General features: G+C 36.7%; 11 protein-coding genes. 9 read left to right on the forward strand and 2 right to left on the reverse strand.

Annotated features, from left to right (window positions below):
- Positions 1 to 3 precede the first annotated feature (3 nt).
- The 4 genes from MHH45_RS21355 to MHH45_RS21370 are packed head-to-tail and all read left to right on the forward strand — an operon-like array spanning position 4 to position 6,707.
- Positions 4 to 948, forward strand: a complete 945-nt coding sequence (locus MHH45_RS21355) for a carbohydrate ABC transporter permease (RefSeq protein ID WP_016116517.1) — start codon at positions 4 to 6, stop codon at positions 946 to 948.
- A 23-nt stretch (positions 949 to 971) separates the two neighbouring features.
- Complete coding sequence (locus tag MHH45_RS21360) at positions 972 to 1,799, forward strand: carbohydrate ABC transporter permease (protein ID WP_016116516.1); 828 nt, start codon at positions 972 to 974, stop codon at positions 1,797 to 1,799.
- Between the two features lie 49 nt (positions 1,800 to 1,848).
- On the forward strand, positions 1,849 to 4,935 hold the full coding sequence (locus tag MHH45_RS21365) for a glycoside hydrolase family 2 TIM barrel-domain containing protein (RefSeq protein WP_088093817.1): 3,087 nt from the start codon (positions 1,849 to 1,851) through the stop codon (positions 4,933 to 4,935).
- A gap of 50 nt (positions 4,936 to 4,985) precedes the next feature.
- Positions 4,986 to 6,707 carry an amylo-alpha-1,6-glucosidase gene (locus MHH45_RS21370; protein WP_016116514.1) on the forward strand — a complete coding sequence of 574 codons (1,722 nt, stop codon included), beginning with the start codon at positions 4,986 to 4,988 and terminating at the stop codon, positions 6,705 to 6,707.
- A gap of 32 nt (positions 6,708 to 6,739) precedes the next feature.
- Here the strand turns inward: MHH45_RS21370 and MHH45_RS21375 are convergent, their stop codons facing one another.
- Positions 6,740 to 6,925 carry a PspC domain-containing protein gene (locus MHH45_RS21375; protein WP_016116513.1) on the reverse strand — a complete coding sequence of 62 codons (186 nt, stop codon included), beginning with the start codon at positions 6,923 to 6,925 and terminating at the stop codon, positions 6,740 to 6,742.
- 203 nt (positions 6,926 to 7,128) lie between these two features.
- Positions 7,129 to 8,952 carry an APC family permease gene (locus MHH45_RS21380; protein WP_016116512.1) on the reverse strand — a complete coding sequence of 608 codons (1,824 nt, stop codon included), beginning with the start codon at positions 8,950 to 8,952 and terminating at the stop codon, positions 7,129 to 7,131.
- A gap of 775 nt (positions 8,953 to 9,727) precedes the next feature.
- Between MHH45_RS21380 and gerE the strand changes: the two genes are divergently transcribed.
- The 5 genes from gerE to MHH45_RS21405 all read left to right on the forward strand — a co-directional run bounded on the left by gerE (position 9,728) and on the right by MHH45_RS21405 (position 13,650).
- Positions 9,728 to 9,952 carry a spore germination transcription factor GerE gene (gene gerE, locus MHH45_RS21385; RefSeq protein ID WP_000659494.1) on the forward strand — a complete coding sequence of 75 codons (225 nt, stop codon included), beginning with the start codon at positions 9,728 to 9,730 and terminating at the stop codon, positions 9,950 to 9,952.
- A 190-nt stretch (positions 9,953 to 10,142) separates the two neighbouring features.
- On the forward strand, positions 10,143 to 10,958 hold the full coding sequence (gene racE / locus MHH45_RS21390) for a glutamate racemase (RefSeq protein WP_139350037.1): 816 nt from the start codon (positions 10,143 to 10,145) through the stop codon (positions 10,956 to 10,958).
- 151 nt (positions 10,959 to 11,109) lie between these two features.
- Entirely contained in the window at positions 11,110 to 12,156 is a 1,047-nt protein-coding gene (locus tag MHH45_RS21395; protein ID WP_077294904.1) for a GerMN domain-containing protein, read from the forward strand.
- Between the two features lie 136 nt (positions 12,157 to 12,292).
- The gene (gene rph, locus MHH45_RS21400; RefSeq protein WP_016116509.1) at positions 12,293 to 13,030 is read left to right on the forward strand and encodes a ribonuclease PH; all 738 of its coding nucleotides are present in this window, start codon (positions 12,293 to 12,295) and stop codon (positions 13,028 to 13,030) included.
- Positions 13,031 to 13,041: 11 nt separating this feature from the next.
- Positions 13,042 to 13,650, forward strand: a complete 609-nt coding sequence (locus tag MHH45_RS21405; RefSeq protein ID WP_016132081.1) for an XTP/dITP diphosphatase — start codon at positions 13,042 to 13,044, stop codon at positions 13,648 to 13,650.
- Positions 13,651 to 13,658: the final 8 nt, after the last annotated feature.

The raw sequence follows: 13,658 nt of genomic DNA on the forward strand, positions 1-13,658 counted from the left end.
TGGATGTTGAAATATGGAGTATCTATAGAGAGTGAAACGAATATAGCCATTAGGAAAAAGAAAATGAAAAGGGAGAAACTCGTTCCTTATGCATTTATATTTCCATGGGTATTTGGCTTTGTAGCCTTTACCCTTGGTCCTCTTTTATTTTCATTATTTATTAGTTTTTTTGACTGGCCGCTTATTGGAGAAGTTCAATTTGTTGGACTAAAAAACTATCAAGATATGTTTCTAAATGACCCGATGTTTTGGGGCTCGTTATGGGTTACGGTGAAATTTGCAGCATTATTTGTTCCATTTAATTTAATTATTGCCCTATTTTTAGCGATTTTGCTAAATCAAAAGGTAAAAGGATATGCGTTTTTTCGAACATTTTTCTATTTGCCAAGCGTTATTTCTGGTGTGGCTTTAGCGATGATTTGGGCATGGGTGTATAACGGGGAGTATGGTATTTTGAATTATTTTCTATCGCTTGTTGGTATAAAAGGACCAAATTGGTTAAGTGATCCGAACTGGTCGCTAATTGCGATGGTAATTGCTAGTTTATGGGGACAAGGTACGCTTATGCTCATTTTTTTAGCAGGATTAAAAAATATCCCGCAAAACTTGTATGAGGCTGCTTCCATTGATGGAGCTGGAAAAGTGCAACAATTTTTCAAAATTACATTGCCGATGTTAACGCCGACGATTTTATTTAATTTAATTACAACAATTATCGGTGCGTTTCAACAATTAACATTAGCGCTTGTATTAACCGGCGGAGGTCCATTAAAGTCCACCTATTTTTACGCGATGTATGTATATGAAAATGCATTTAAGTATTTTAAAATGGGCTATTCATCAGCGAATGCTTGGTTTATGTTTTTAATCATTTTAGGGTTAACACTACTTGTTTTTAAATCATCAGCAGCGTGGGTTTATTATGAAAATGAGATGAAGTCAAAGTAAAAGATGAATAAGGAGGATGCAGTGTGAGAACGAAGAAGCGCATACATCGAATTGTAGTATACGCACTATTAATAGGTTTTTCCATTTTATTTTTATTGCCCTTCTTTTGGATGATTACAACATCTGTGAAATCACCAGAAGAATTATATTTATATCCGCCAAAGTGGATTCCATCTGAGTTTAAATTCAGTAATTTTGCAAAGGCGTGGACGAGTCAACCATTTAATACCTTTTTATGGAATTCAATTGTGGTAACAGTATTTTCAACAATCGGACAGTTAATATCATCTTCTTTAGTAGCATACGGTTTTGCACGTTTTAAATTTAAAGGACGGGATATTTTGTTCATGATTGTGCTAGCGACGATGATGATTCCGTGGGAAGTAACGATGATTCCGCTTTATATGGAATTTAATGCTCTCGGCTGGATTAATACGTTAAAATCTTTAATTATTCCATCTTGGTTTGGCGGTGCGTTTTTTATCTTTTTAATGAGACAATTTATTATGTCTGTTCCAAAGGAGCTAGATGAGGCTGCAAGGATGGATGGTGCGAACGCTTTTCAAGTTTACTACCGTATTTATTTACCGATTATGAAACCGATTTTAATTCTTGTTGCTGTTTTTAATATTTTAGGATGTTGGAACGATTATCTAGGACCGCTTATTTTCTTAAATGACCAAAGCAAATATACATTAACGCTAGGCTTAGCACAGTTTAAAGGTATGTTTGGCGTTGATATGGAAGGGATTATGGCGGTGACATTGTTAATTAGTACTGTACCTCTTGCACTCTTCTTTTTCGCACAACGCTATATTGTGGAAGAATCGGGACATACGGGCCTTAAATAATAGAGCGTAGAAATGATGTGACAAAGTGAATGCAAAAAGGAGGATCGATATGGGACATAACATGTTAGAGGACTTAGAAAATGTTCAAGTAACAGGGCGGAATCGCATGGAGGGAAGAGCACATTTTATTCCCTTTCAAACTGAACAAGCGGCTCTATCTTTTACGCGTGAAAGCTCTTCTTATTACAAATTGCTGAATGGAATGTGGAAGTTTTTGTACTTAGAATCCCCAAAGCAACTTCCAGAGAATTTTTTCATAAGTGAATTTGATTGTAGTGAATGGGATACGATTCATGTACCTGGGCATTGGCAATTGCAAGGATACGGAAAGCCGCATTATACCGATTTATATTATCCGTTTCCGGTTCAGCCACCCCATGTTCCATTTGAAAATCAAGTGGGTTGTTATAAAAATGAATTTTATATACCAGAAAGTTGGAACGGAGGATGTATTCGTATTCGATTTGAAGGTGTGGATAGTGCCTTTCATTTATGGATAAATGGAGAAGAAGTGGGATATAGCCAGGGAAGTCGTTTGACGGCAGAGTTTGATATTACATCGTTTGTTCATGCCGGAAAGAATACGATGACAGTATGTGTGTATAGATGGTGTGATGGATCTTATATAGAAGATCAAGATATGTGGTGGTTAAGTGGTATTTTTCGTGATGTATACATTGTGCATGAACCTGCTGTACATATTTATGATATGACGTTATGTACAACGCTTGATGAAAATTATGAAAATGGTGTATTACAACTAAGTACAAAGATTTGCAACGAACAATTACTGAATAAAAATTATGTACTAGAGTATAAGTTTTGTAATAAGAATGGGGAAGTATTAGATCAACATACATCGTATTTGGACTTACAGGGGAAAAGGGTTATAGATGATACACATTCGTTTTTTGTCAAAAATCCGCAGAAATGGTCCGCAGAAGACCCGTATTTGTATATTGTATTGTTCACGATTCGAAACGAAAATGGTGAAGTTGTAGAAGTGATTTCACAGAAGATCGGTTTCCGTATGATTGAGATGAAGGATAGAAATCTTCTTGTCAATGGTATTCCCATTATATTTAAAGGGGTGAATCGTCACGATCACCACCCGGATACAGGGAGATATGTCACATATGGAACAATGAAACAAGATGTAATGCTTATGAAACAGCATAATATTAATGCGGTGCGAACAGCACATTATCCGAATGATCCACGTTTTTATGATCTATGCGATGAGTATGGTTTATATGTAATTGATGAGGCTGATTTGGAATGCCATGGATTTGAGTTAATTGGTAATGCAAACGTATTAAGTGATGATCCTGAATGGGAAAATGCTTATGTAGATCGTGTGGAACGTATGGTACGTCGAGATCGTAATCATTCTTCAATTATTATGTGGTCACTCGGAAATGAATCTGGGTTCGGTTGTAATTTTATTGCAATGGCGAATAAGTGTAGGGAATTGGACCAATCAAGAATCATTCATTACGAAGGGGATCGAGAAACGAAAGTCGCTGATATTTTTAGTACAATGTATTCTTCAGTCGAAAAGATTATTGGTTATGCAGAAGAAGAAAAGTGGGAAAAACCTCATATTTTATGTGAGTATGCTCATGCGATGGGAAATGGACCAGGCGGATTAAAAGAATATTGGGAAGCGATTTATAGTCATAAAAGATTACAAGGTGGCTTTGTTTGGGAATGGATCGATCATGGATTACGTCAAGTGAATGAAAATGGAGAAGAGTACTTTGCATATGGAGGTAACTTTGGAGATACTCCGCATAATAGTAATTTCTGCATTGATGGACTACTCTTGCCAGATCGAACGCCATCGCCAGCTTTGTTGCAATATAAGAAAATAATTGAACCTATTAAAGTAGGAGAGATAGACATACGAAGTGGTAGGATTTCGATACAAAATATATATGATTTTCGCTCATTGAAAGGCTATCGTGTGCAGTGGACTGTCAAAAAAGAAGGAAAAGTAATTGCGAGTGATTCTATAGATGCCCCGCCTTTGTTACCGAAAGAGAGTTGTGAGATTCAGTTGCTTTTTAAAGATGAAATAGCCCTTCATACAGAGAAGGATTGCTATGTAACAGTATCGATTGTATTAGGAGCAGATACAAATTGGGGAGTAGCAGGACATGAAATAGCTTGGGAACAATTTTGTATTCCAGCTCTAAAAAAGATAAGAAGAAAAAGAGATTCGAAGTTATATGAGCCAGTAACTTTACATGAAACAAAGGAGGAAATTCGTGTTGCTGGTGAAAGTTTTGCTATTTCTTTTCACCCTGTAACAGGGCGTATAAAAGACTGGACCTTTAAAGGACAATCACTTATGGAAGAAGGGCCTGAATTAAATATTTGGCGGGCAACAATTGATAATGATATGTATGTAGTTGAAAAATGGAAAGAACAATATGTACACCTTGTGAAACATGACGTAGCGAGTATAGAAGCTGTACAACTTGAAAATGGAAATGTTGAAGTTGTTGTGAAAGGATTTATTTCCCCGCTTGTTGTGAACTGGAAAATTACTTTTACTTATACGTATGAAATTGAAAGAAGCGGAGCTATGAAAATAGAGACAAAGTTGAATCCAAGCGGTACTTTACCAGAGATGTTTCCGCGAATTGGGCTCGAAATGCGTCTGCCAAAACAATATCAAAATGTAAGTTGGTTTGGACGTGGACCAGGAGAATCATATGTGGATAGTAAAGAAGCGAACAAAATAGATTTGTATGAAATGACTGTAAAAGATTTATTTTTCCCGTATGTTTTTCCGCAAGAGACGGGAAATCGAACAGATGTAAAGTGGGTTTCGTTATATGATCAATATCATGTTGGATTTGTTGCGCATAGTACGCAAGATTTTAATTTTAGCGCCTTGCCTTACACGACAGAAGATTTAGAGAAAGCAGAGCGTTTATATGAACTACAAGAAAGGGAGTTTGTTACATTCCATCTAGATTATAAGCAAAATGGTTTAGGAAGCGCGAGTTGTGGGCCGGCTCAGCTTCCGGAGTATCAGTTGAAGCCGGAGCCGTGCCAGTTTGAAGTGTACATTGTTCCTTTTAATTGGGATCATAAACGAGCTTTTGAGATCGTAAAAGAATCTTAAATTACAAGAGAGCCCTTCTATTGCTAGGGCTCTTTCCTAGGGGGATATAAATGTTTGATTTACAACAAGTTCCATTTAGTCGGTACGGTTCTTTTTTAGTTATTTCTTTAAACTATGATAACGGATTACTGATTCGAAACATTCGCGGTGGTGACGACGATTTTGGTGAAGTGTTTAAAATAGAGGTATTAAATCGGAAAGGAGAGGTTTTACCATGTGAAACAAAGATGTCGCCATCTTTACTAACGCTCCAAACTGTAGAAGGTGATGTGAAGATTTGTTTCTCTCATTCTGATACAATTCGTTTTTATTCGGATCGATTGCAGCTACGTTTTATTGGGATTACAAGTTCGTATGATTACTGTATTCCAAGTGCACAAGGTGGGTGGGAAATTAATAGCTTTTCAAAAGAAATGAGATTTCATTTATCTGCTATAGAAGGGGTTATGCATATGGATGCCCCGTTTGAAGAACTTCGTTGTAAACATATTATTGTTGATATTTATGCGCAAGATGAAGAATCAGGGATTGATGTGGAACTAACGGAATACAAAACAGTATTGCAGAAGCCGAAGGAGACAAAGACATTCGCGGAGACGGTGGATGCTGCTGAAGCGGATTTTGTAAATTGGTTACGTCATACATTGGCTGTCCCGAAAGACTTATTGAAAGGAAGAGAGTTAGCGGCTTATATTACATGGTCTTGTATGGTAGAAGCGGAAGGGTATTTACCGAGAAAAGCGATGTATATGTCAAAAAACTGGATGACAAATATATGGAGTTGGGATCATTGTTTTAATGCGATGGCATTAGCGATGCATCAGCCGACAGTAGCGTGGGATCAATTTATGATTTTCTTTGATAAGCAAGATGAGTGCGGTGTATTACCGGATTATATTAACGATAACAGTGGGCTATGGAATTGCTGTAAACCACCTATTCATGGGTGGACGCTGAAATGGATGATGGAACATACAGATTTTATAACAGAAGAGCATTTACAAGAAGTGTATGAACCGTTATGCAAATGGACGGATTGGTGGTTTACATATCGAGATGATGATGGGGATGGGGTTCCTCAATATAATCATGGGAATGATAGCGGTTGGGATAATAGTACGATTTTTCACCGTGGTGCCCCTATTGAGAGTCCGGACTTAAGCTCATTTCTTATTTTACAAATGGAGGTATTAGCGGAGGTCGCAGAGAAGCTTGGATTTGAAGAAGAAGCAAAGCGATGGGAAGCGCGAGCAAATACAACGCTCAATCGTATGATTCAACATTGTTGGAGAGAAAAGCGTTTTATTGCCCCGCAATCTGGGAATCATTCATATGAAGTATCAGATAGTCTTGTGTTATATATTCCTCTCATTTTAGGAAAAAGGTTACCTGAAGAAATCATTGAAAGTTTACTTGCAGAATTGAAAAAAGAAAATCACTTTTTGACAAAGTATGGTTTTGCAACAGAGAGTATAAGGAGTCCATATTATCGTGATGATGGATATTGGCGCGGACCAATTTGGGCACCGACAACATTTATTATGACTGAGGCTTTACAAGCAGTTGGCAAAAATGAATTTGCAAAGGATATTGCTGTTCGTTTTTGTAGGATGGCAAATAAAAGTGGGATGGCTGAAAATTTTCATGCACAAACCGGGCAAGGATTGCGTGATTTAGCGTTTACATGGACTTCTAGTGTGTTTCTTATTTTAGCAAATAAGTATTTGTTAACACAAAAAGAAAGTATGCTCTATCAAAAAGTGACAAGATGAAAGAAAGGCACCGATTGGGCACCGGTGCCTTTTTAGTAAGAACGTGGCATAAGCAACAAACAAACAAGGTAGGCTAAAAAGCCTGTTCCGAAGCATAGAATCGCAATAACCCAAAGTATGCGAATCATACTAACGCTTATATCAAAATATTCTCCTAAACCACCGCATACACCAAATAAAACTTTATCAGTTTCAGATCTACGTAACTTTTTTTCCATTATAAACCCCTCTCCTTTTTAATCACCATTTTGTTTCTTTTATGTATTGGTGATTCTTTATACTTTTATCTTACATGGAAAAGAATATGTAAACTATCGAATTATATTACATTTTTCTGAAAGAAGATTACAGTTTTGTAAGGCAGTTGTACACATAAAAGAAAGGAGAGAATAGCCTCCTTTCTTTTACGTATATATTGCTTTTATTTTCGGAAACGATAAGGAACTGTTGTGACTATAACATTTTTCTTATATAGAAGATAGACACGTAGTAATACACTCGATTGGTTGTGTAAAAAGTTATGCCAGTTCTTTTTTGTAATAAATTGCGGAATTAAAACGGTAACGAAACGATTTTTTTCTTGCGCCTTATGCTGAATAATTGTAATTAATTTTGCGATAGGACGCATTAAGCTTCGGTAAGATGAGATAAAGGTAACGAGACGAATATTCGGTTGCCATTCTTTCCATTTTTCCTGCATACGTAGTTCACTTTCTTTATCAAAAGCTACATACACAGCGATAACTTGATCGCTAATTGTTTCTGCGTAATTGATGGATTGTTCGACTACTTTTGTAATGCCAGCGATGGGAACGATTACGATGTTACCAGTTACTTTTTCAGGAATTTCATTAAAATTGATGCGCAACTGTTCTCCTACTGCAACATAGTGATTGTGGATGCGATGAAAGATGAAAACAATGATAGGTAGAAAGATGAGAATGGACCATACTTGTGCAAATTTTGTAATAAAGAAAATGAGAAGCACAGTTAATGAAATAAGAGCGCCTAATAAGTTCGTTAGTAACTTTGGCAGCCATCCTTGTGGTTTTTCTCGTAACCATTTTATAATCATCCCTGTTTGTGACAATGTAAAAGGAATGAATACCCCGACAGCATATAACGGGATTAATTGCTCGGTTTTACCTTGGAATGCAATGATTAAAAGGATAGAACCAATACCTAACGTAATGATCCCATTTGAATACCCTAAGCGATCTCCACGCATTAAATACATACGCGGCATATATTTATCTGATGCTAAATTAAATGCTAAAAGTGGAAATGCTGAAAAACCTGTGTTTGCAGCTAGTACTAAAATAAGAGCAGTTGTTCCTTGAATAAAGTAGTATACAAAATTCCTTCCAAATATATTTGAAGCGATTTGAGACACAACAGTGTCATTATGTTTTGGTGCGATTCCATACCAATAGGCTAAAAATGTAATACCCGTAAATAAAATAGCAAGAATCGTCCCCATGATAACTAATGTTTTTGCAGCATTTTTCGCAGCGGGTTCTTTAAAATTTGGAATTGCATTGGAAATTGCTTCTACCCCTGTTAAAGCGGAACAACCGGATGAAAATGCCTTCAACAAGAAGAAGAGTGTAATGCCAGGCACGACAGTTCCAATTGGTGTATGTAAATTTGCTGGAGCTTGTCCGAAAATGATTTTAAAAACACCAGCGATAATTAAAACGACAAGCGCAAAAGCGAAGAGATAGACAGGATAAGCTAAAATTGATGCTGACTCCGTTACGCCTCGTAGGTTCAAAATTGTAATAAATAAAACAAGTATGATCGCGATGGGAACGGTGTATGTGTGCAGAGTTGGAAAAGCCGATGTAATAGCATCGGTTCCAGCTGAAACACTTACAGCTACAGTAAGGATATAATCAACAAGTAGCGATCCTCCTGCAATAAGTCCAGCATTTGTACCTAAATTTTTTTTAGAAACAACATAAGCACCTCCGCCGTGCGGATAAGAAAAAATGATTTGCCGGTATGATAAAATGAGCGCTGTTAATAAGATTAAAACGCCAATTGCAATCGGGATGGAATACCAAAAAGCAATCGCTCCAAATGCAGCAAGAACAATTAAAATTTGTTCTGTTCCGTAAGCGACAGAAGAAAGTGCGTCAGAAGAAAGGATTGCGAGTGCCTTTAGTTTATTTAATTTTTGTTCTCCTAGTGCTGTTGATTTAAGTGGTCTACCGATTAACAATCGCTTGAAGGTCGAAAACATAATGACACCACCAATACTTAAAATTTTGTGTTCAAAACGGATTGCTATGAATCCATACATTCCTATTTGGTAGTATTCGCGGCTTTTCGGTGAATCTTTCTGAAAAGAAAGAGGTAATAAATGGAGTAAGATAATTTAGGGAGAGAACGGGAACTATATTTCAATCCGTTGTACTTCAATCTCTTTCTTTTGTTGTTCAATATGTTTGTGGGAACAATTCTTAGTATACGCGGCTGTGCCGCTTACTACTTATATATGTAAAATTTGGGGCAAGTGCATTGGATGGGTTTCTCTATATTATTTGTCTTTACCGTTACAAATTGTAATCCCTATTTTGTTGTTAGTTAATATATGGATTAAGAAAAAATAAACACAATGTAGTATTTTTTACATTGTGTTTATTTTCGTTTTGTTTGAAGTGATTTTGAAATGAAGAGGGGCAAAAAGAAGATGAGGAATCATATATAATCTTCCGTCACCATTTTATATTTTAATTTAGTAAATGAACTTAATGTATGGAAAATACTTAAACCTTGTAATATGTCCATTGAAATGACGATGCCCATTGTAAATAATAGCAGGACAATAGAGATAAATATAAGTTTCATTTAATCACCATGTTTTTCAGTTGTTTGTGTATCGACTGTAAATAACGTATGTAATTTCGCCTATTTTCATTCACCACCTGCACATTTCGTTCATACAATATCTTGACTAAATAAACACCCAACTTACACATGTACAGCTCTGGCTTAAGCAAGGAGGGTTATACCAGTTGAAGGAAAAAGCATATCAATCTAAACCGTTACTCACAAAGAGAGAGAGAGAAGTATTTGAATTACTGGTTCAAGATAAAACGACGAAAGAAATTGCAAGTGAACTTTTTATTAGTGAAAAGACCGTGCGCAACCATATATCAAATGCAATGCAAAAGCTAGGGGTTAAAGGGCGTTCGCAAGCGGTTGTTGAGCTTCTTCGTATGGGGGAACTCGAATTATAATGGGTGAGCCGACTTTTTTATAGAAGGTCGGCTGTTTTTCTGTCTTGCAAATTACGAAGAAAAGGAGCAAAATAAAAAAGTCCTGGTCTATACAGGTACATATTTGGAAATCTATTAACAGGTATATTTTGGATCTATAAAGATCTAAAGTATGTAAGATATAATGATATGCAAAAAAATAAGATGATGAATGAGAAAACGGGTGATTATGTTGAATAGAGCAATTGGTGTCATTGATTCGGGAGTAGGGGGATTAACGGTAGCGAAAGAGTTAATTCGTCAGCTGCCAAAAGAGCGTATTATATATTTAGGAGATACAGCACGTTGTCCTTATGGCCCGCGTTCTCGCGAGGAAGTGCGTCAATTCACATGGGAAATGACAGAGTATTTATTAGCACTTGATATTAAAATGCTAGTTATTGCTTGTAATACTGCAACTGCGGTTGTACTTGAAGAGATGCAAAAACAATTAAAAATTCCAGTAGTGGGTGTGATTCATCCTGGTTCGCGTACAGCTTTAAAAGTAACGAATATGTACCATGTTGGTATTATTGGAACAATTGGAACGGTGAAAAGTGGTGCGTATGAAGATGCGTTAAAGTCCATTAATAACCGCGTTATGGTAGAAAGCTTAGCGTGTCCGCCATTTGTTGAACTTGTTGAAAGTGGAAACTTTGAGAGTGAGATGGCGTATGAGGTTGTTAGAGAAACGTTGCAACCACTGAAAAATACTGAAATCGATACGCTGATTTTAGGATGTACACATTATCCGATTCTAGGCCCGGTTATTAAGCGGGTAATGGGAGATAAGGTGCAGTTAATTAGTTCTGGAGATGAAACAGCTCGTGAAGTAAGTACGATACTATATCATAGTAAAATGTTAAATGAAGGGGAAGAACAAAGCGACCATCTCTTCTTAACCACAGGAAAAATAGATTTATTCAAAGAAATTGCTTCTAAATGGTTTGGACAGCCCATTGAAAATGTAAAACATATTAATTTGTAAACAAGTTAATAATAGATTTGTATAAAAAACTTCTGAGAAATCAGGAGTTTTTTTGTTTAGTAAATTGTAAGATAAGTTGTCATTGCTTGTTCTAAAATGATAAACAGCTCGTATACATATAGTACAAACTTAGATTTTAGGGGGAAATGGTATGCCTAAATCCACTTTTAAATGGCTTGTTTGTGTTACAGTAAGCTTAGCTTTATTATCAGGATGCGGTTTGTTAAATCAGGAGAAAGAAACGGAACAAATTGATCCACCGAAAAAAGTTACGTATACAGATGGTGAGAAGAAAGAGACTGCTACAAAAGAAAAACAAGGGCAAACGAAGAAATATGATTTATACCTCGTTGATAAAAATGGTTATGTTGTACCGCAAACATTTGATTTACCTGCGCCCAAAGGGAATGCAGTTGTGAAGCAAACATTGGAATATCTTGTGAAGGATGGTCCTGTAACAAATATGTTGCCAAATGGATTTCAAGCGGTTCTTCCAGCGAATACAACGCTGTCAGTTGATGTGAAAACAGATGGGACAGCAGTTGTTGATTTCTCAAAGGAAATAAAAAATTATAAAAAAGAAGAAGAGCGTCAAATCGTGGAATCTGTAGCATGGACATTGACGCAATTTAAAGAAATTAAGCAAGTCAAATTCCAGATGAACGGTAAAAATTTAGAAACGATGCCGGTTGCTGGTACACCGATTGGTGAAGGGGTTAGCCGTGCGGATGGAATTAACTTTGATGATGAGCAAGTGGCGGATGTAACGAATACGAAGCCGGTTACACTTTATTTCCTAGCGCGAAATAATAAAAAACAGTACTATGTGCCAGTAACACGCCGCGTGGCAGAAGGAAAGGAACATGAAGTAGCAACGGTTGTGAATGAGCTTGTTAAAGGACCGTCGGGTTCAGCTTTACTTAATGATTTTAATCCAGATGTAAAGCTCGTTAGTGAACCGAAAGTGCAAGATGGAAAGGTTACATTGAATTTCAATGAAAATATATATGTGGACAAAGGAAAAAGTATGATTTCAAATTATGTACTGCAATCACTCGTTCTATCTTTAACGGAAAAACAAGGTGTGAAAAATGTTTCTGTTGAAGTAAATGGAAAAGCAAATCTTGTTAACGAGAAGGGTGAGAAATTAACAAAACCTGTTGATCGTCCGCAAAACGTGAATACAGGTAGTTTTTAATCGTAAATAATTTGATATACTTATGTAGAAAAGGGGAATTTCTTTTTGAGTTCCCCTTCTTCTGTTGATATACATAATCATAAATTTAAAACGGGCTATACTAACAAGTAGCAGTTACTAGGTAGGGGGTTATTTTATGCGAGTAGATGGTAGACAAGCGGCAGAACTGCGCGATATACATCTTCATACAAATTATTTAAAACATCCAGAAGGGTCTGTACTAATTGAAGTTGGAGATACGAAGGTTATTTGTTCGGCAACGATTGAAGAACGTGTGCCACCATTTATGAGAGGCGAAGGAAAAGGGTGGGTAACAGCTGAATACGCCATGATTCCACGCGCAACAGAACAACGTACAATTCGTGAGTCCAGTAAAGGGAAAGTAACTGGTCGCACAATGGAAATTCAACGTTTAATTGGACGAGCATTACGTGCGGTTGTTGATTTGGAAGCACTTGGGGAAAGAACGGTTTGGATTGATTGTGATGTAATCCAGGCAGATGGAGGAACACGAACAGCGTCTATTACGGGTGCTTATGTTGCGATGGTGTTAGCATTTGAAAAGTTATTACAAGCAGAAAAAATATCTAAAATTCCAGTAAAAGATTATTTAGCTGCAACATCCGTTGGAATTGTTGAAGACCAAGGTGTAGTTTTAGATTTAAACTATGCAGAAGATTCTCAAGCTGATGTTGATATGAACGTTATTATGACGGGGAAAGGCCATTTTGTTGAAGTGCAAGGAACTGGAGAAGAAGCAACATTTAGCCGTGCGGAGTTAAATGAATTACTTGATGCAGCTGAAAATGGGATTTTACAACTCATTGAAAAACAAAAAGAAGCATTAGGTGACATCGTATCTCATATAGAGTAGAGGTGGGAAATATGAAACATGTTGTTGTAGCAACGAAAAATATAGGGAAAGTACGTGAATTTGCCGAGCTATTTGAGAGATTTGACTTAGAAATAAAATCTCTTCATGACTTCCCTCATATTGAAGAAGTCGAGGAAACTGGTGAAACATTTGAAGAAAATGCACTTTTGAAAGCGGACAGTTTATGTAAACAGTTAAATTCAATTGTTATTGCGGATGATTCAGGGTTAATTGTTGATGCGTTGAATGGAAATCCTGGTGTGCGCTCTGCTCGCTATGCTGGTGAGCAAAAAGATGATCAGGCAAATATCGATAAAGTTTTAACAGAATTAGATGGCATTTCGATGGAAAAGCGTACAGCGCGTTTTTATTGTGCGTTAGCGGTTGCTTTTCCAGAAGAAAATAAAGAGTCGGTTATTGTAAATGGAACGTGCGAAGGGAAAATTCTAGAGCAACGTCGTGGTGAAAATGGTTTCGGATACGATCCAATCTTTTATGTAGAAGAATACAAACGAGCGATGGCAGAGTTAACTTCAGATGAGAAAAATGAAATCAGTCACCGCGGGCGTGCTCTTCGTAAGTTAGAAGAAAAAATTTCAGCGTGGTTTTTAGAAGAATAAGGGAGAGA

The sequence above is a fragment of the Bacillus sp. FSL K6-0042 genome (assembly GCF_038006685.1).
Lineage (GTDB): Bacteria > Bacillota > Bacilli > Bacillales > Bacillaceae_G > Bacillus_A > Bacillus_A pseudomycoides.

What these genes read in the sequence shown, in the direction of transcription:
- MHH45_RS21380 (WP_016116512.1), bottom strand. Translation starts at nt 8,952, where the DNA reads ATGTTTTCGACCTTCAAGCGATTGTTAATCGGTAGACCACTTAAATCA.
- MHH45_RS21370 (WP_016116514.1), top strand. Translation starts at nt 4,986, where the DNA reads ATGTTTGATTTACAACAAGTTCCATTTAGTCGGTACGGTTCTTTTTTA.
- MHH45_RS21395 (WP_077294904.1), top strand. Translation starts at nt 11,110, where the DNA reads ATGCCTAAATCCACTTTTAAATGGCTTGTTTGTGTTACAGTAAGCTTA.
- MHH45_RS21405 (WP_016132081.1), top strand. Translation starts at nt 13,042, where the DNA reads ATGAAACATGTTGTTGTAGCAACGAAAAATATAGGGAAAGTACGTGAA.
- racE (WP_139350037.1), top strand. Translation starts at nt 10,143, where the DNA reads ATGAGAAAACGGGTGATTATGTTGAATAGAGCAATTGGTGTCATTGAT.
- rph (WP_016116509.1), top strand. Translation starts at nt 12,293, where the DNA reads ATGCGAGTAGATGGTAGACAAGCGGCAGAACTGCGCGATATACATCTT.
- MHH45_RS21375 (WP_016116513.1), bottom strand. Translation starts at nt 6,925, where the DNA reads ATGGAAAAAAAGTTACGTAGATCTGAAACTGATAAAGTTTTATTTGGT.
- MHH45_RS21355 (WP_016116517.1), top strand. Translation starts at nt 4, where the DNA reads ATGTTGAAATATGGAGTATCTATAGAGAGTGAAACGAATATAGCCATT.
- MHH45_RS21365 (WP_088093817.1), top strand. Translation starts at nt 1,849, where the DNA reads ATGGGACATAACATGTTAGAGGACTTAGAAAATGTTCAAGTAACAGGG.